Raw genomic sequence first — 16,612 nt, 5'->3', positions numbered from 1 at the left:
CTCAGAAGTACCCCTCGCGCTTGCGGTCTTCCATCGCGGCCTCGGAGAGCTTGTCGTCGGCGCGGGTCGCGCCCCGTTCGGTGAGCCGGGACGCGGCGATCTCGGCGATGACGGCGTCCAGCGTGGTCGCCTCGGAGTCGACGGCGCCGGTGCAGGACATGTCGCCGACCGTGCGGTAGCGCACCAAGCGCTTCTCGACGGTCTCGCCGTCCTTGGCGCCGCCCCACTCGCCGGCCGTCAGCCACATCCCCGCCCGGCGGAACACCTCGCGCTCGTGGGCGAAGTAGATCTCCGGCAGCTCGATGCCCTCGCGGGCGATGTACTGCCAGACGTCCAGCTCGGTCCAGTTGGACAGCGGGAAGACACGGACGTGCTCGCCCGGGGCGTGCCGCCCGTTGTACAGGTTCCACAGCTCGGGGCGCTGCCGGCGCGGGTCCCACTGGGAGAACTCGTCCCGCAGGGAGAACACCCGCTCCTTGGCACGGGCCTTCTCCTCGTCGCGCCGGCCGCCGCCGAACACCGCGTCGAACCGCTCGCCCTGGATCTTCTCCGTCAGCGGGAGGGTCTGCAGCGGGTTGCGGGTGCCGTCGGGACGCTCCTTGAGCACACCGCGGTCGATGTAGTCCTGCACGGACGCCACATGGAGCCGCAGCCCATGTTCGGCGACCACCCGGTCGCGGTACTCCAGTACCTCGGGGAAGTTGTGTCCCGTGTCCACATGGAGCAGCGAGAAGGGGATCGAGGCGGGCGCGAACGCCTTCAGCGCGAGGTGCAGCATGAGGATCGAGTCCTTGCCGCCGGAGAAGAGGATCACCGGGTTCTCGAACTCGCCCGCGACCTCGCGAAAGATGTGCACCGCCTCGGACTCGAGCGCGTCCAGGTGCGACAGGGCGTACGGAGCGTCCGTACCCTCGCCGCCCGTCGCGGTCTCGGCGACGGTCGTCATGCCAGTCCCCTCTCACTGAGCAGGGCATGCACCGAGACCGCGGACTCCCGCACGGTCTGGTGCTGCGATTCGATCCGCAGGTCGGGTGCCTCGGGCTCCTCGTAGGGGTCGTCCACGCCCGTCAGCCCCGACAGCTCACCCGCCGCCTGCTTGGCGTACAGCCCCTTCACGTCCCGCACCGAGCACACCTCGACCGGGGTCGCCACATGGATCTCCAGGTACGGCGTCCCGTTCTCCGCGTGCCGCCCGCGCACGGCCTCACGGCTGTCCGCATAGGGCGCGATCACCGGGACCAGCGCCTTCACACCGTTGCGGGCGAGCAGTTCGGCGACGAAGCCGATCCGCTGCACATTGGTGTGCCGGTCCTCGCGGCCGAAGCCGAGGCCCGCCGAGATGAACTCGCGGATCTCGTCGCCGTCGAGCACCTCGACGCGGTGGCCCTCGGCGCGCAGCCGGCCGGCCAGCTCGTACGCGATGGTGGTCTTGCCGGCGCTGGGCAGGCCCGTGAGCCAGACGGTGGCTCCGGTGGTCACGTGGTTCTCCAGGGTGTCGGGGGCTTCGGGGAAATCAGTAGCAGCCGGATCTGTGGGCGCGGTGTGCGTAGCTGTGAGCTCCGTCATCCGTGCAGCCCGCACTCGGTCTTGGAGCGCCCCGCCCAGCGGCCGGCACGCGCGTCCTCGCCCTCCAGGACGCGGCGGGTGCAGGGCGCGCAGCCGATGGAGGGGTAACCGTCCATCAGCAGCGGGTTGGTGAGGACCCCGTGCTCGGCGACGTAGGCGTCCACGTCGTCCTGGGTCCAGCGGGCGATGGGCGAGATCTTGACCTTCTGCCGCTTCTCGTCCCAGCCGACGACCGGGGTGTCCGCCCGGGTCGGGGACTCGTCGCGGCGCAGTCCGGTCGCCCAGGCCCGGTAGCCCTTCAGGCCCTCCTCCAGCGGCTTCACCTTGCGCAGCGCGCAGCACAGGTCGGGGTCGCGGTCGTGCAGCTCCGGACCGTGCTCCGCGTCCTGCTCGGCGACCGTCTGCCGCGGGGTGAGGGTGATGACGTTGACGTCCATCACGGCCTCCACGGCGTCCCGGGTGCCGATGGTCTCCGGGAAGTGGTAGCCGGTGTCGAGGAAGACGACGTCCACGCCCTTGCGGGCGCGGGAGGCGAGGTGGGCGACCACCGCGTCCTCCATCGAGGACGTGACGCAGAACTCCGCTCCGAAGGTGTCGACCGCCCACCGGAGGATCTCCAGCGCGGAGGCGTCCTCCAGGTCCCGGCCCGCCTGCTCGGCGAGCCGCCTCAACTCCTCGGCCGTGCGCTCCTGCTGAGCCGTGGTCATGCTCCGTCTCCCCCTTGGTCGTCGGCTCGCCTCAGGCCCCGGGCCAGCAGCCCCAGGAACTTGAGCTGGAATGCCCGGTTGCATGCCCCGCACTCCCAGGCGCCGTGGCCCTGCTCGCCGGGCCGCAGGTCCTCGTCACCGCAGTACGGGCAGTAGAAGGGCGCCGCCCGCTCACTCATGACAGGGCCTCCTCGGAGGCCCGGGCGGCCCAGGCGGCGAAGCGCTCGCCGTCCTGGCGTTCGGCCTCGTAGCGCTTGAGGACCCGCTCGATGTAGTCGGGCAGCTCCGCCGAGGTGACCTTCAGGCCACGGACCTTGCGGCCGAAGCCCGGCTCCAGGCCGAGCGCGCCGCCGAGGTGCACCTGGTAGCCCTCGACCTGGTTGCCGTCGTCGTCCAGGACGAGCTGGCCCTTGAGGCCGATGTCCGCGACCTGGATGCGGGCGCAGGCGTTCGGGCAGCCGTTCAGGTTGATGGTGATGGGCTGGTCGAAGTCCGGCATGCGGCGCTCGAGTTCGTCGATGAGCTGCGCGCCGCGCTGCTTGGTCTCCACGATGGCCAGCTTGCAGAACTCGATGCCGGTGCAGGCCATGGTGCCGCGCCGGAAGGAGGACGGCCGGGCGGTGAGGTCCAGCGACTCCAGGCCCTCGACCAACGCGTCGACCTGGTCCTGCTCGACGTCGAGGACGATCATCTTCTGCTCGACCGTGGTGCGGACCCGCCCCGAGCCGTGCGCCTCCGCGAGGTCGGCGATCTTCGTGAGGGTGGCGCCGTCGACCCGGCCGACGCGCGGGGCGAACCCCACGTAGTACCGGCCGTCCTTCTGCCGGTGCACCCCGATGTGGTCGCGCCACTGCCGCACCGGCTGCTCGGGCGCGGGACCGTCGATCAGCCTGCGGCCGCCCAGGTACTCGTCCTCCAGCACCTGGCGGAACTTCTCCGGGCCCCAGTCGGCGACCAGGAACTTCAGCCGGGCCCGGGTGCGCAGCCGGCGGTAGCCGTAGTCACGGAAGATCGAGACGACGCCCTCGTAGACGTCGGCGACCTCGTCCAGCGGCACCCAGGCGCCGAGCCGCACGCCCAGCTTGGGGTTGGTGGACAGGCCGCCGCCGACCCACAGGTCGAAGCCCGGCCCGTGCTCGGGGTGCCGTACACCGACGAACGCCACGTCGTTGATCTCGTGCACCACGTCCAGCAGCGGCGACCCCGAGATGGCCGTCTTGAACTTCCGGGGGAGGTTCGAGTACGCCTTGTTGTTGAGGACCCGGCGCTTCATCTCCTCCAGCGCCGGCGTGCCGTCGATGATCTCGTCCTCGGCGATGCCCGCGACCGGCGAGCCGATCATGACACGCGGGGTGTCGCCGCACGCGGTGATGGTCGACAGGCCGACGCCCTCGAGCCGGTTCCAGATCTCGGGCACGTCCTCGATGCGGATCCAGTGGTACTGGACGTTCTGCCGGTCGGTGATGTCCGCGGTGCCCCGCGCGAACTCCTGCGAGACCTCGCCGATGACCCGGAGCTGCCGCGTGGTGAGCGCCCCGCCGTCGATACGCACCCGGAGCATGAAGTACTCGTCGTCCAGCTCCTCCGGCTCCAGGATCGCGGTCTTGCCGCCGTCGATCCCGGGCTTGCGCTGAGTGTACAGGCCCCACCAGCGCATGCGGCCGCGCAGGTCGCCGGGGTCGATGGAGTCGAAGCCCCGCTTGGAGTAGATCGTCTCAATGCGTGTCCGCACATTGAGACCGTCGTCGTCCTTCTTGGCCTGTTCGTTGGCGTTGAGCGGGGTGAAGTGGCCTGCGGCCCACTGACCCTCGCCACGGTGACGGCTCACCTTGCGGCGGGGCGCGGAGGCGGCGGGGTTCTGGGGGGTGGCGGCCATGGGTGACACGTCCTTCGGGACAGGCGGAAAGCGTGGCTCTGACCTGCGCGTGCGGGCGCACGGAGGCATGCCCGCGCGTCATTGCGCAGCAGGGGGGGGAAGTGCGGGGAGATCGGCGGTGCTGGTGCTGTCAGCTCGCCGGACAGATGGCGCTGGACATGCGGCCGAGGTCGACGTGCCGCCGACTCACCAAGGCAATTCCAGTTCCAGGCATGACGGAAGCGTGTCACGCGGATCTCCGGCCAGTCCACCTTCGTCCGTAATATGGACGGAACTATTCTGAATGGCGAGACGGAGTGTTGTGGGTCACTCTCCGGGGCGGTGAGGCCGCGGGGCCCGGTGGCGAGTCCCTCGGGGCCCGGTCCAGGGGTCCGGGGGGCCGGGGTCCAGGACTCGGGGCCCCGGTGTTCCGGGGCTCAGGCTCCGGGCCACGGGCCGGGCGTCGCCACCTCGGGTTCCCGTTCCACCACGGTGTCGAACAGCAGGAACCCGCGCCGCTGGTAGTTGGCCATGGCGAACTCGCCGTCCTTGCTGCAGGTGTGCACCCACACCCGCTTCGTCGGCGCCCGCCCTGGCCACCGCTCGGCCAGGTCCCAGGCGCGGGCCGTGCCGTACGAGAGCAGGTGGCCGCCGATGCGGCGGCCGCGGAAGGCCGGGATCAGGCCGAAGTAGAGGATCTCGACCACGCCCTCGTCCTGCGCCTCCAGTTCGACGTATCCGGCGGGGGTGCCCCGGTCGTAGGCCACCCAGGTCTCGACGCCCGGACGGTCCAGGTGCTCCTGCCACCGCGCGTAGGTCCATCCGAGCCGGTCCGTCCAGCGGATGTCGCCGCCGACCGAGGCGTACAGGAAGCGGCTGAACTCGGGGGAGGGGACCTCGGCGCGGACGATCCGGACGTCGCCCTCGGGGGCGGCGGCCGGCAGGAGGTCGGCCGGGGAGTTCTGCTCCAGGGACCAGGTGGTGACGGTGACGCTGCTCATGCGGGCCAGCGAACCATCCCGGCGGCCCGTCTGTCGATTGTCGATCGGCCGGGTCACCCCCTCCGGGCTCCGGGCCGCAGGCCGGCCCCCTGTCCCGGCGGGCGGTCACCCCAGTGAGCGGTCGAGCGCCGGCAGCGGCACCGAGAACAGCATGCGGTCGGAGAGGGACCACACCTCATCCGTCGCCTCCGCGTACGACAGGGAGCCCACCGACTCGGCCCAGCAGTGGTGGGAGGAGTCGAAGCCGCAGCGTGCCGCCTCGGCGTCTTGGCTGTCCTGGCGCCACAGGCCGCCGTGACCGTCTCCCTTGGTGGACGCGCGTCCCACGTACCAGGACGGGAAGCCCGTCCCGGGCCGCCGGAGGGACAGCGCGCCCCGGATGCCGGTCACCCGGGTGCGGTACGCCTCGATCGCGTCCGCCCGGCCGGTGCCGTCGGTGGCGAGCAGTCCCCCGCGCGCGGAGGCGCTGTCGAACGCGTACCGCCACAACCGGGCGTGCCGTTCGCCGCCGGGCGCGGTCCGTTCGGCGGCGACGAGGCTGTCGGGCGCGGTGCCGCGGTCCAGCGAGAGGGTGGCCGGGCAGGGCGGCCCGGTGGCGGTGCAGCGGCCGGCGGCGAAGCGGTAGGAGCCGACGGCGGGCATGACGTACCGGTAGCCCCTGGCGGACCAGCCGCCGGGCACCCGGCCGATCGCGGGGGTGTCCGCCGTGGTGCGCTGGATCCGGTCGAGGTCGTAGACGTAGAGCGCGTCGGAGTTGCCGTTCCGGGTGGTGACCAGCAGTTTGTCCTGGTACCAGACCATGCCGGACAGGGTGGAGGACAGGCCCCGGTAGTCCCGGCCGCCGTCGACGGGCACCACCAGCAGCACCCAGCGGTACACGGGCCGGGCGGGGTCGTCGGCGTCGACGAAGGCGACCCGGGCCAGGCCCCGGTCGGCCGCGGGGCCGCCGGCGGCGGTGCGGGTCCAGCCGGTGAGGATCACCCGGTGGGTGCCCCAGACGCCGTCGTCGTCGGCGTCCGCGGAGGTGGTGACGGAGTGCGGCCGCCAGGTGGTGTCGGCGGCGTCGGCCGGGTCCCAGCAGTAGGCGCGGCCGACGGACGGGGTCACGGGCAGGGTGGCCCGGTCGTCCGTCGAGCAGTCGGCGCCCTCGCGCAGGGTGCGGTCGGCGCTGCCCAGGACGGCGCTCACCCCGACCGGGCGGCCCATGGACGCCGCGAGCCGCTTCAGGTCGCGGTCGGGTACCAGGTGCTCCTGGAGCCTGAACCGGGCGGTGTCCGAGGTGGAGGTCAGCGGCTCGAGCGCGCCGGGGTTCTCGGCGACCTCGGCCTGCGAGGTGCTGATCAGCGTGGCGGCCGCGGTGAGCGCCAGCGCGGTCCCGGTGAGGACCGCGCGCAGGGCGGCACCCCGTCTGCGCCGGCGATGTCTGCCGCGATGCTTCATATCTCCTCCCGATGGGCCAACTGCGCCAGGTGGTCCGTACGTTGACCGAGGAGCAGGTGGGGAGGCCCACAGGGATGCTACGGCAGTAAGGGGCGGTGCAGGGGCAAGACCCCCAAATACGCGAAAGACACCCGCGCGTACCGGCGGTCCGCCCGCCCCGCCGGTTGCCGGGCACCGCCCGCCCGCCGCCCGTCAGCCCGCCGTCCGCCGGCGTGCGGTCACGGCCGGCGCCACCGACCGGGGCAGCAGGTCACGGAGGTCGCCCGGCAGCAGTACGTCCACCTCCACGTCCTCGCGGAAGCGGTACGGCCGGTGCTGCAGCAGGTCCCCCAGGTAGCGCCGGACCCGGGACATCTCCGCCCGTACCGTGACCGTGCGCGACGGATCGCCGAACAGGTCCTCCGCCAGTGCCGCCGCCCCCCGCCCGTCCCGGTGTTCGGCGAGCAGGTACAGCAACTCGGCGTGCCGGGGGCTGAGTTCCCGGGACCAGGGGCCGGCCGCCCCGCACACGGTCACCGAGGCGCGGGCCGGCCGGCCCAGGTCCAGCCGGATCCGGCTCGCCGTGCCCGGCGGCGTTTCCTCCGCCACCCGCAGCAGCCACCCCCCGGCGAGCGGTTCCACCGAGCAGTGGCCCAGCGGCGGCAGCCACCGGCGCCCCGGGGAAAGCGACTTGGGCAGGGCGAGCCGCCGCAGGTACGGCATCCCGGTCACGGCCGCCGCCCAGCCGTGCCGGTCCACCACCAGGGCCCGGCAGCCCAGCCCGGCCAGCACCGGGGCGCCCACCGCGCGCAGCCGCTCCAGCGAGTCCAGGTGCAGTTCCCGGAGCCGGGCCTCGGCGAGCTTGGCGACGGAGTCCACCCAGGAGAGCGTCGCCGGGTGCATGGTGCGCAGCGGGCCGCTGACGTCCACCACCCCGATGAGCCGGCCGTCCCGGGGATCGGTGATCGGGGCGCCCGTGCAGGTCCAGGAGGCGTGCGAGCGGACGAAGTGCTCGGCGGCGAAGACCTGCACCGGCCGCCGCACCACCGCCGGGGTGCCCACGCCGTTGGTGCCGACGACGTCCTCCCGCCAGTCCGCGCCGAGTTCGAGGCCGACCCCGTCCGCCTTGCGCAGCACCTGCGGCGACCCCTCCCGCCACAGCACGCGTCCGTCGGCGTCGGCGACGACCATGATGTGCTGGGCGACGTCGGCGACCGAAAGCAGTCCCGCGCGCAGCACCGGCAGCACATGCCGCAGCGCCGACTCCTCGCGTCTGCGCCGCACCTCGTCGGCGGACAGCAGGCCGGATCGGCAGTCGTGGTCGGGGTCGACCCCGCTGCGCAGCATCCGTCCCCAGGACTGCTCGATCACCGGCCGGGGCGCGATCCGCGCGCGCTTCCCGGAGAGTGTCGCGTCCCGTACCTCGCTCAGCAACCGCGCCGCCCGCGCCGGGTCCACGGCGGCCAGCCGCGCCAGGTTCATCGGCGGGTTCACCACTGGTGGTCCTCCCGGAAAGGCCTCGAACACACTTGTCAAGCCAGACCGAGCGGCGGTTTCCGGTCGGCTTCAGTGCACATACTGCCGCCGGGCGTGTGCCGGCGGCACAGACTCCGCGCACAGTCACCGATAAGTTGCAACCCCCTGCAACCCTGGTGAACCGCACGCGGACGGCCGAGACTTGTCCACGGCGTCGCCCGGAGGCGGCGCTCCGGCCTGTCAACAGGCCCATTCAGCGGGGGTGGTGCCGTGTCGGCGCAGCACCACCCCCGTGACGTGTGCCCGGGACGGGGCAGGGCAGTCCGGTTCAGGACACCGGTCGTGCCCGCTCCACCAACGGGGCCAGGTCCAGGCCCGCCGGCAGCGTGCCGAACGAGGCGCCCCGGTCGCCGCCGAGCCGGGAGGCGCAGAACGCGTCGGCCACCTCCGGCGGCGCGAACCGCACCAGGAGCGAGCCCTGGAGCACCAGCGCGAGCCGCTCCACCAGCCGCCGGGCCCGGCCCTCGATGCCGTCCAGGTCGGCCAGTTCGGTGAACAGGTCCTTGACCGCCCGGTCCAGCCGGTGGTCGGCGCCGTGCGCCCGCCCCATCTCGGTGAGGCAGGCGTCCAGCGCGCCCGGCTCCCGCCGCAGTGCCCGCAGCACGTCCAGCGCCTGCACGTTCCCCGCGCCCTCCCACACGGAGTTCAGCGGCGACTCCCGTACCAGCCGGGGCAGGCCCGACTCCTCGACGTACCCGTTGCCGCCCAGGCACTCGGCGGCCTCCACCGCCACCGGGGCGCAGCGCTTGGTGATCCAGTACTTGGCGGCCGGCACCGCGAGCCGCAGGAAGGCGCGCTCCTGCTCGCTCCCGTCGTCCTGGGCGGCGGCGAGCCGGAGCGCCAGCGTGGTCGCGGCCTCGGACTCCAGCGCGAGGTCGGCCAGCACGTTGCGCATCAGCGGCTTGTCGACGAGCCTGCCGCCGAAGGCCTCCCGGTGCTCGCAGTGGTGCACCGCCTGCGCCACCGCCTGCCGCATCAGCCCGGCCGAGCCGGTCGCGCAGTCCAGCCGGGTCGCGGCGACCATGTCGATGATCGTACGGACCCCTCGTCCCTCCTCCCCGACCACACGCGCCCAGGTGCCGTCGAACTCGACCTCGGCGGAGGCGTTGGAGCGGTTGCCCAGCTTGTCCTTCAGCCGCTGGATCAGGAACACGTTCCGGCCGCCGTCGGCGAGGACCCGCGGCACCAGGAAGCAGGTGAGTCCTCCGGGAGCCTGCGCGAGCACGAGGAAGCCGTCGGACATGGGTGCCGAGCAGAACCACTTGTGCCCGGTCAGCGCGTACGTCCCGGCCTCGGCGAGCGGCCGGGCCCGCGTGGTGTTGGCCCGTACGTCGCTGCCGCCCTGCTTCTCGGTCATGCCCATGCCGAACAGGGCGCCGGCCTTCCCGGCGGCGGGCCGGAGCCCGCGGTCGTAGACGGTGGACGTCAGCCGCGGCTCCCACTCGGCGGCCAGCGCCGGATCGGTCCGCAGGGCGGGCACAGCCGCGTGCGTCATCGACAGCGGGCAGCAGTTGCCCGCCTCGACCTGGGTCCACACCAGGAACCCGGCCGCCCGGCGCACATGCCCCGCCGGCCGGTTCCAGGCGGCGGTCAGGCCCGCCGAGACGCCCTTGCCGAGCAGGCGGTGCCAGGCCGGGTGGAAGTCCACCTCGTCGATCCGGTGGCCGTAGCGGTCGTGCGTGCGCAGCCGCGGCGGGGACTCGTTCGCCTGCGTCCCCCACTCCTGCACCTGTGGCGACCCGGCGGCCCGGCCCAGCCCGGACAGTTCCGCGCGCACCTCGTCCAGCACCTCGGCGGCGGTGTGCCGCTCGACGGCCTCCACGAGGGCCCGGTCGGCGCCGAAGACGTCGTAGCCCACCAGCGCGGGCGGCTGGTTCGTCACGGTGTGCGTGGGGTTGCCTGCCATGCTGCGAACCTACCCGCGATCGCGCCGATGCCGCCCCCGCGGCGCCCCGGCGCCGTTCGGGAGCGCGCCGGCCCCGGTCCCCCACCCCGGAGGGTGAGGGCGGTCCGGTGCGGCGGATACCGTTAGGTCGTGCAGCCAGGAAGTGAAACCCCCGAGCGGCCCGCCGGCCGCCTCCACCGGGCCAGAGCCCTCTACCGGAACGTATCCAAGCGCAGGACGGCCTGGCTGCTTCTCAAGGACACCGTCAACTCGTGCATGGAGTACCGCATCCTGGGTCTGGCGGCCGAGGCGGCGTTCTTCACACTGCTGTCGGTGCCGCCGCTGCTGCTGAGCCTCATCGGCCTCCTCGGCTACGTCGACGCCTGGACCGGCGCCGACACCATCCAGGGCCTGGAGAACAACATCCTGGAGGCCTCGCGCACCGTCCTGTCCGACAAGGGTGTCAAGGAGATCGCGGAGCCGATCCTGCACGACGTGATGGCGGGTGGCCGGCCCGACGTCATCTCCATCGGCTTCCTGTTCGCCCTGTGGTCCGGCTCCCGCGCGGTGAACGTCTTCATCGACACCATCACCGTGATGTACGGCCTCGACGGCGTGCGCGGCATCGTCAAGACCCGGATCATGGCGTTCCTGCTGTTCGTCGTGGCCCTGCTGATCGGCTCGGTGGCACTGCCGCTGATGGTGGCCGGACCGGACGCGGTCGTGCGGATCGTGCCCTGGTCCGAGACGCTGGTGCAGATCCTTTACTGGCCGGTCGTGCTCGTCCTGTCGGTCGTCTTCCTGACGACCCTCTACCACGTCTCCGTGCCCGTGCGCTCGCCGTGGATCGAGGACGTGCCCGGTGCCCTGGTCGCCCTCGCCATGTGGGTCCTGGGCAGCCTGCTGCTGCGCATCTACCTCACCCACACCATCGAGGGCGCCACGATCTACGGCTCCCTGGCCGCCGCCGTCGCCGTCCTGCTGTGGATCGGTGTGTCGGCCTTCGCCGTGCTCGTCGGCGCGGCGGTGAACGCCGCCATCGACCGCGTCTGGCCCGCCGCCGCCACGGCCGCCGCCCGCGAGGCGAACGATCGGGTGCGCGAGGCGCAGGTCGCCGAGTACGTGGCCTGGGCCGCCGCGGCCCGCGAGAGCGACCCGGACGACCCGGACATGCCCTCCGAGTTCCCCGAGCGCTGGTCCCGCTTCCTGCCCCCGGAGGACGTGACCGCCCGCCTGCGCACCCACGCCAGGAACCCGCACCACCACCCGCGCAAGGAGGACGGGGCGGTCGGCGGGACGACCCCGCCCGGTCCGCACGGCGCGACCGGACCGCACGGCGTCGACGGCAGGAACGGCGAACCGCCTCCGCACGGGAGGTGACCGCCGTCCCGGCCGCCCGTCGCGTCGTCGGCGGCGTAGCCTGGCGCTCGTGTACGAGGAACGGCCGTCCAGGCTCACCGGCGCCGTGGTGTGGCGCCGCACCCCCGAGGACCCCGCCGCCCGGCCGGTACTGCCCGACGGCTGCATGGACCTGCTGTTCAGCGAGGGCCGGCTGCTGGTCGCCGGACCCGACACCCGCGCCCACGTCCCCGAGGGCCCACCCCGCGCCTGGGCGGGCCTGCGTTTCTTCCCCGGCACCGCGCCCGCGCTGCTCGGCGTACCGGCCGGGGAACTGCGCGACGCCCGGGTCGAACTGACCGACCTGTGGCCCGCCGCCCGGGCCCGGCGGCTGCGTGACCGCGTCGCGGCCGCACCGGAGCCGGCGACGGCCCTGGAGGAGGCCGCCCTGCACCTGGCCGCGGGGTCCGGGGACCCCGACCCGCTGCTGCGCCGGCTGGTGCGGTGCCTGGACGCCGGCCACCCGGTGGCGGCCACGGCCGCCGGCCTCGGCCTCGGCGAACGCGCGCTGCACCGGCGCTGCCTGACCGCGTTCGGCTACGGCCCCAAGACCCTGGCCCGCATCCTGCGCCTCCAGCGCGCCCTGGCCCTGGCCCGCTCCGGGGTGCCCTACGCCGAGACGGCGGCCCGCACCGGCTACGCGGACCAGCCGCACCTCGCCCGCGACGTCCGGCAACTGGCGGGCCGGACGCTGGGCGAGCTGCTCGGCGGCCAGGGCCCGTCCGGCGACGGGCCGCCCCTCGGGCAGCGGACGTGAACCCTCAGGCAGAGCCCAGCGGGGCGAACAGATCGACGCCGTTGCCGTCGGGGTCGTGCACGGTGGCGTACCGCTGGCCCCAGAACGCGTCCCAGGGCTTCAGCTCGCCGTGATATCCGGCGCCGACCAGATCCTCGTACACGGCGTCGACCTCGTCCGGCGAGCCGCAGCGGAAGGCGAGCGCGACCCGTCCACCGGCGGCGGGCGGCCGCCACGCCGGGTGGAAGGACCGCACGGTCTCCTCGGTGTCCAGCGCGAGCACCAGCCCGCCGGGCAGCTCGGCCTCGACGTGCGGCTGGGACTCGGCATCCTCGGGGAAGACCAGCCCGAGGCGGCGGTAGAAGGCGAGCGAGGCGGCCGGATCGGAGGCCACCACGCCGATCACGGCGAATCGTGGAGTCATGGACCCACGGTAGGCAGCTACCGGGCCGCCGGTCTTGAAGGAAACGGACAGCGGCCGCGCCCCGTCAGGCGTCCCCGGTCAGCCTCAGGAACGCGGCCCAGGCGGCCGGGGCGACGGTGAGGTGGGGAGCGGCCGGGGTTCTGGAGTCGCGGACGTGGACGGCGGTGGGACGGAGGGCGGCCTCGAGGCAGTTGCCGCCGTCGCTACCGCTGCAGCTGAAGTACGGTGCTCATTGCTCTCCCGGGAGACGGTCCAGCAGTTCCCGCGTGTCCTCGGGGTGAGTGCCCGTGACCGCAGCGTCGCACACCTTTGCGTGAGGATGGCCACCTCGTCTGGATCGGCGGCCTCGCGGTGGAGGGCGATCAGCGCACCCACCATCCGCATCGCCGAGGCGTTCCGGCGCACCCGTCGGCTCGTACCCATGCGGTCGAACTCCCCACACCTGTGCCCGTGTTCGCCATCCCGCACCCGTCCAAACGAGCTGTACGCGCCCGGGTGGCGGCCGCCGCCGGGGCCGCGCGGCTCCAGGTCCGTGCCCGTACTGGGCGGGACGGGTCACCGAGTGACGTTTCTGCGGTGAATCCGTTGCGCCATCGGAGTGAGTAAAGCCCGTGTATGGCAATGGTCAGCCATTCGTATAGGGAATCTTTGGGATCGGCAAAGGGCGTCGAGGCGCGGAGACCTCCCACAGGTCCGCGTCACCCACCCGCAGAAGGAGCCGGACCTTGACCTACGGGAAGCAACCGCGCGAGCGGATCGCCGGGCCCGGGACCACACCGCTGATCGGCGTGCACGACATGTGCTCGGCCCCGATCGCGGCCAGGCACTACGACGGGCTGTTCGTGTCGGGCTTCGGCTTCGCGGCCTCCTGCTACGGCCTGCCGGACATCGGCTTCACCGCGTGGCCGGACCGACCTCGGTGTCGACGTGGCCGTGCACAGCACGCCCCGCCCGTTCGCCGCGCACCGGGCCACGGACTGCGCGCCGACCGAACTCAGGGCGGCCGACGGCCGGTTGCCGCGGGTGGATCCGTCGGGCGGGGTCGGCGTCAGGGCGTCGCCCCTTCCGCTGGGGCGCGACATCGTCCGCGAGCGGCCGCGGCCCGAGGACGTGGGCGTGTGACGGGTGCGGTGCCCGGCTGACGGGCGGCCGCGGGCTCACGGCGGCGGTGCTCGGGGCCGGCGCCGTGCCCGCGGTCGCTTCGGCGTCCGCGTCCGGAAGGCTGATCACCCTTACGGCGCAACGCGGACTCTGTGCGCCGGAATACATCCGCGGGATGTGGTGCTCTGAAGTGAGCGGTGCTTGATCGGTACCCGGGTGGCCGCGCCGCGGCGGGGGCCGGGTGTGGTGAAGGGCTGGTGGGTGATGACGGCAGAGCAGCCGACGGGCCCCGTGGTCGTGACACCCCACGGGGCCGTACGCGGCCGGTACGAGCGGGGTGTCGCGGTGTTCCGGGGGATTCCGTACGCCGCTCCGCCCTTCGGGCCCCGGAGGTTCCGGCCGCCCGAGCCGCCCGAGCCGTGGGACGGCGTACGGGACGCCGGTGCCTTCGGACCGACGGCGCCGAAACCGCCGTACTCCGAGGCCTTCGCCCGGTACCTCTCCGACCCGGTCGTCGCCGGTGACGACTGCCTCAACCTCAACGTGTGGACCCCCGAGCCGGGCCCCGGCGCCCGCCTCCCGGTACTGCTGTGGCTGCACGGCGGCGCCCTGACCAGGGGGTCGTCCGCGGTACCCGTCTACGGCGGGCACGCGTTCGCACGGGACGGGGTGGTGCTCGTCTCGGTCAACTACCGGCTCGGGGTGGAAGGCTACGGACTGTTCCCGGACGCGCCGCCCAACCCGGGACTGCGCGACCAGCTCGCCGCTCTGCGCTGGGTGCGCGACGGCGTCGCCGCCTTCGGAGGGGACCCGGACAACGTCACCCTGTGCGGACAGTCGGCCGGCGCGATCAGCGTGGGCGCCCTGATCGCCGCGCCCCAGGCCCAGGGCCTGTTCCGGCGGGCGGTGCTGCAGAGCGGCGCGCCGGAGTTCTCGGAGCGCGACCGGGTGCGGCGGATGGTGCGCCGCATGGCAGGCCGGCTGAAGGTCCCGGCCACCGCCGAGGCCTTCGCGGCGGTCGACCGCGCACTGCTGCTGCGCACCCAGGCCGAGGTGGGGCGGCTGAGCAGCCCCGTGCTGGGCGGCCCCGCCTTCGGCATCGTGGTGGACGGGGACCTCGTCCCCCGGGACCCGCTCAAGGCCCTGATCGACGGTGAGGCGGCCCGGGGCGCCGACCTGCTCATGGGCTGGACCCGGGACGAGTACCGGCTGTGGCTGGTGCCCGGCGGGCTGGTCGAGCGCGTCGACCGGCTCGGCACGGTCGCCCTGGCCGGGGCCATGGCCCGCTGCCACGCCGGCCACGACGTGCCCCGCGGCTACCGGGCCGCGCGCCCCGGCGCCGGCACCGCCGAGATCGTGGGCCAGATGGTCACCGACCACCTTTTGCGGCTGCCCATGCACCGGCTCGCCGACGCCCGCCCGGGCAGCTCGTACCTGTACGAGTTCGCCTGGCCGTCCCTGGTCCCCGGACTCGGCGCCTGCCACGCGCTCGAACTCGGGTTCGTCTTCGACACCGGGGAGGTGCGGGAGTCGGCCAAGCTGGCCGGGCCGGGCGCGCCGCAGGAGCTGTGCGACGCGATGCACGCGGCCTGGGTGCGGTTCGCCGCGACCGGTGACCCCGGCTGGCGGCCCTGGGACGCCTCGCATCCGGTGCGGATCTTCGACGGCGGCGAGCCGCGGGTCGCGTACGGTCCGCGCGACGCCGAACTCGCGCTGTGGCCGACCGCCACCACCATCCCGGAGCCTGCGTCCGCCCCCGGCGTCAGGGCACCCGGAGCCGCACGGGCCTCCGCGGTCCGGCGCCTGCGCCGCTCGGTCGCCGTCCGGCGCCGGTGACACCGCGCGCGGTGCCGGGGCCCGCGCGGACGCGGCCGGCTCACATCGCCCGCGCGAGCGCGGCGATACCCTCCGGTCCCACCCGGCAGCAGCCGCCGATCAGCCGCGCCCCGGCGTCCCGCCACTCCTCGGCCCGCCCGGCGGCGAACCGGGACCGGCCGGTCCAGGCGCGTGCCCGCGGGTCCCAGGCCTCCCCGCTGTTGGGGTAGACCACGACCGGTTTCCCGGTGACCCGGGCGGCGACCCCGACCGCGTACGCCACGTCCTTCGGCGCGCAGCAGTTCACGCCGACCGCGATGATCTCGTCGGTCCCGGCGGCCGGCGCGAACGCCTCCTCCAGCGTCTGCCCGGCACGCGTACGCCGGCCCTCGACGGTGTACGAGAGCCATGCGGGCACCCCCAGCCCCCGCACCGCGCGCACCAGCGCCGCCCCCTCCTCGGCGTCGGGGACGGTCTCCAGCGCCAGCGCGTCCGGCGCGGCCGCCGCCAGGACCTCGAGGCGCGGCCGGTGGAACCGTTCCAGCTCCCCGACGCTCAGCCCGTACCGTCCCCGGTACTCGGAGCCGTCGGCGAGCATCGCCCCGTACGGGCCGGCCGAGGCCGCCACCCACAACGGCCGGTCGGCCCCGCCGGCCCGTGCCCGCCGGGCCGCCTCCCGGGCCAGTTCCACGCTGAGCGCCATCAGCCGCGCCGCGCTCGCCCGGCCGATCCCGCGCCTGCAGAAGCCCTCGAAGCTGGCCTGGTAGCCGGCGGTGGTCGCCACGCTCGCACCGGCGTCGAAGTAGGCGAGGTGCGCCTCGGTGATCGCCTCGGGCCGCTCGGCGAGCAGCCGCGCCGACCACAGGTCGTCCGCCAGGTCGTACCCGGCCGACTCGAGCTGGTTGGACATCCCGCCGTCGAGCACGACCGCTCCGGCGGTGAGGGCTTCGGCGAGGCGGGGGCGCGTGCCGCCGCCGGTCGTGCTGCTGGTCATGCCACGCACGTTAGTGCTGCGACCGGAAAGGTTCACCGGCTCGCGGCGCCCGGCACGGCACCTCGCCGCGTCGTCGCATCACCCGGGTACGTCCGGTACGCGGACGACGCTCCGCCTTGCGCTGCACCGCACCGGACGCCGCGAGCCTTCCGGCAAACCCTTCCGGTCACAGCAC

The 16,612-nt window shown here is 73.8% G+C and carries 16 protein-coding genes and 2 pseudogenes; 5 read left to right on the top strand and 13 right to left on the bottom strand.

Annotated features, from left to right (window positions below):
• Nucleotide 1: 1 nt before the first annotated feature.
• The 10 genes from cysD to MXD57_RS10045 all read right to left on the bottom strand — a co-directional run bounded on the left by cysD (nt 2) and on the right by MXD57_RS10045 (nt 9,990).
• Entirely contained in the window at nt 2–946 is a 945-nt protein-coding gene (gene cysD, locus MXD57_RS10085) for a sulfate adenylyltransferase subunit CysD (RefSeq protein WP_250400996.1), read from the bottom strand.
• A complete protein-coding gene (cysC, locus tag MXD57_RS10080) occupies nt 943–1,479 on the bottom strand; it encodes an adenylyl-sulfate kinase (RefSeq protein WP_308290683.1) in 537 nt (178 codons plus the stop codon). The genes cysD and cysC overlap by 4 nt, the downstream gene beginning before the upstream one ends.
• Before the next feature lie 83 nt (nt 1,480–1,562).
• On the bottom strand, nt 1,563–2,273 hold the full coding sequence (locus MXD57_RS10075; RefSeq protein ID WP_250400995.1) for a phosphoadenylyl-sulfate reductase: 711 nt from the start codon (nt 2,271–2,273) through the stop codon (nt 1,563–1,565).
• Entirely contained in the window at nt 2,270–2,452 is a 183-nt protein-coding gene (locus MXD57_RS10070) for a hypothetical protein (RefSeq protein WP_250400994.1), read from the bottom strand. The genes MXD57_RS10075 and MXD57_RS10070 overlap by 4 nt, the downstream gene beginning before the upstream one ends.
• On the bottom strand, nt 2,449–4,149 hold the full coding sequence (locus tag MXD57_RS10065; RefSeq protein ID WP_250400993.1) for a nitrite/sulfite reductase: 1,701 nt from the start codon (nt 4,147–4,149) through the stop codon (nt 2,449–2,451). Before MXD57_RS10065 ends, MXD57_RS10070 begins: the two co-directional genes overlap by 4 nt.
• A gap of 130 nt (nt 4,150–4,279) precedes the next feature.
• Nucleotides 4,280–4,363 (bottom strand): putative leader peptide, encoded by an 84-nt coding sequence (locus MXD57_RS31985; protein ID WP_310739661.1) that lies wholly within the window; start codon nt 4,361–4,363, stop codon nt 4,280–4,282.
• A gap of 202 nt (nt 4,364–4,565) precedes the next feature.
• The gene (locus MXD57_RS10060; protein WP_250400992.1) at nt 4,566–5,129 is read right to left on the bottom strand and encodes a GNAT family N-acetyltransferase; all 564 of its coding nucleotides are present in this window, start codon (nt 5,127–5,129) and stop codon (nt 4,566–4,568) included.
• 105 nt (nt 5,130–5,234) lie between these two features.
• Entirely contained in the window at nt 5,235–6,569 is a 1,335-nt protein-coding gene (locus tag MXD57_RS10055; RefSeq protein WP_250400991.1) for a hypothetical protein, read from the bottom strand.
• Between the two features lie 192 nt (nt 6,570–6,761).
• Nucleotides 6,762–8,030 carry a GAF domain-containing protein gene (locus tag MXD57_RS10050; RefSeq protein ID WP_284505346.1) on the bottom strand — a complete coding sequence of 423 codons (1,269 nt, stop codon included), beginning with the start codon at nt 8,028–8,030 and terminating at the stop codon, nt 6,762–6,764.
• A gap of 322 nt (nt 8,031–8,352) precedes the next feature.
• Nucleotides 8,353–9,990, bottom strand: coding sequence for an acyl-CoA dehydrogenase family protein (locus tag MXD57_RS10045; protein ID WP_250400989.1), 1,638 nt, complete (start codon nt 9,988–9,990; stop codon nt 8,353–8,355).
• A gap of 129 nt (nt 9,991–10,119) precedes the next feature.
• Here MXD57_RS10045 and MXD57_RS10040 point away from each other — a divergent pair, with 129 nt between their 5' ends.
• Complete coding sequence (locus tag MXD57_RS10040) at nt 10,120–11,349, top strand: YihY/virulence factor BrkB family protein (protein ID WP_250400988.1); 1,230 nt, start codon at nt 10,120–10,122, stop codon at nt 11,347–11,349.
• A gap of 49 nt (nt 11,350–11,398) precedes the next feature.
• Nucleotides 11,399–12,124: a helix-turn-helix domain-containing protein gene (locus tag MXD57_RS10035; RefSeq protein WP_250400987.1), complete on the top strand. Its 726-nt coding sequence runs from the start codon at nt 11,399–11,401 to the stop codon at nt 12,122–12,124.
• 4 nt (nt 12,125–12,128) lie between these two features.
• Here MXD57_RS10035 and MXD57_RS10030 read toward each other — a convergent pair whose 3' ends face one another.
• Together MXD57_RS10030 and MXD57_RS10025 are read right to left on the bottom strand one after the other, a co-directional pair.
• Nucleotides 12,129–12,527 carry a VOC family protein gene (locus MXD57_RS10030; protein ID WP_250400986.1) on the bottom strand — a complete coding sequence of 133 codons (399 nt, stop codon included), beginning with the start codon at nt 12,525–12,527 and terminating at the stop codon, nt 12,129–12,131.
• A gap of 64 nt (nt 12,528–12,591) precedes the next feature.
• A pseudogene (locus MXD57_RS10025) lies at nt 12,592–12,729 on the bottom strand (DUF397 domain-containing protein); the annotation flags it as partial.
• Between the two features lie 523 nt (nt 12,730–13,252).
• Between MXD57_RS10025 and MXD57_RS10020 the strand changes: the two are divergent.
• The 3 genes and pseudogenes from MXD57_RS10020 to MXD57_RS10010 form a co-directional block, all read left to right on the top strand.
• Nucleotides 13,253–13,438 (top strand): annotated as a pseudogene (locus tag MXD57_RS10020) (isocitrate lyase/PEP mutase family protein); the annotation flags it as partial.
• Nucleotides 13,439–13,454: 16 nt separating this feature from the next.
• The gene (locus MXD57_RS10015; RefSeq protein WP_250401087.1) at nt 13,455–13,649 is read left to right on the top strand and encodes a hypothetical protein; all 195 of its coding nucleotides are present in this window, start codon (nt 13,455–13,457) and stop codon (nt 13,647–13,649) included.
• Between the two features lie 243 nt (nt 13,650–13,892).
• Complete coding sequence (locus MXD57_RS10010) at nt 13,893–15,464, top strand: carboxylesterase/lipase family protein (RefSeq protein ID WP_250400985.1); 1,572 nt, start codon at nt 13,893–13,895, stop codon at nt 15,462–15,464.
• 40 nt (nt 15,465–15,504) lie between these two features.
• Here the strand turns inward: MXD57_RS10010 and mmuM are convergent, their stop codons facing one another.
• Entirely contained in the window at nt 15,505–16,437 is a 933-nt protein-coding gene (gene mmuM / locus MXD57_RS10005; RefSeq protein ID WP_250400984.1) for a homocysteine S-methyltransferase, read from the bottom strand.
• Nucleotides 16,438–16,612: the final 175 nt, after the last annotated feature.

The sequence above is a fragment of the Streptomyces cellostaticus genome, assembly GCF_023630175.1.
Classification (GTDB): domain Bacteria; phylum Actinomycetota; class Actinomycetes; order Streptomycetales; family Streptomycetaceae; genus Streptomyces; species Streptomyces cellostaticus_A.
This window is presented reverse-complemented; position numbering and strand designations above follow the sequence as displayed.

What these genes read in the sequence shown, in the direction of transcription:
- MXD57_RS10050 (WP_284505346.1), bottom strand. Translation starts at nt 8,030, where the DNA reads ATGAACCTGGCGCGGCTGGCCGCCGTGGACCCGGCGCGGGCGGCGCGG.
- MXD57_RS10060 (WP_250400992.1), bottom strand. Translation starts at nt 5,129, where the DNA reads ATGAGCAGCGTCACCGTCACCACCTGGTCCCTGGAGCAGAACTCCCCG.
- MXD57_RS10070 (WP_250400994.1), bottom strand. Translation starts at nt 2,452, where the DNA reads ATGAGTGAGCGGGCGGCGCCCTTCTACTGCCCGTACTGCGGTGACGAG.
- MXD57_RS31985 (WP_310739661.1), bottom strand. Translation starts at nt 4,363, where the DNA reads ATGCCTGGAACTGGAATTGCCTTGGTGAGTCGGCGGCACGTCGACCTC.
- mmuM (WP_250400984.1), bottom strand. Translation starts at nt 16,437, where the DNA reads ATGACCAGCAGCACGACCGGCGGCGGCACGCGCCCCCGCCTCGCCGAA.
- MXD57_RS10065 (WP_250400993.1), bottom strand. Translation starts at nt 4,149, where the DNA reads ATGGCCGCCACCCCCCAGAACCCCGCCGCCTCCGCGCCCCGCCGCAAG.
- MXD57_RS10030 (WP_250400986.1), bottom strand. Translation starts at nt 12,527, where the DNA reads ATGACTCCACGATTCGCCGTGATCGGCGTGGTGGCCTCCGATCCGGCC.
- MXD57_RS10010 (WP_250400985.1), top strand. Translation starts at nt 13,893, where the DNA reads ATGACGGCAGAGCAGCCGACGGGCCCCGTGGTCGTGACACCCCACGGG.
- MXD57_RS10045 (WP_250400989.1), bottom strand. Translation starts at nt 9,990, where the DNA reads ATGGCAGGCAACCCCACGCACACCGTGACGAACCAGCCGCCCGCGCTG.
- cysD (WP_250400996.1), bottom strand. Translation starts at nt 946, where the DNA reads ATGACGACCGTCGCCGAGACCGCGACGGGCGGCGAGGGTACGGACGCT.
- MXD57_RS10055 (WP_250400991.1), bottom strand. Translation starts at nt 6,569, where the DNA reads ATGAAGCATCGCGGCAGACATCGCCGGCGCAGACGGGGTGCCGCCCTG.
- MXD57_RS10075 (WP_250400995.1), bottom strand. Translation starts at nt 2,273, where the DNA reads ATGACCACGGCTCAGCAGGAGCGCACGGCCGAGGAGTTGAGGCGGCTC.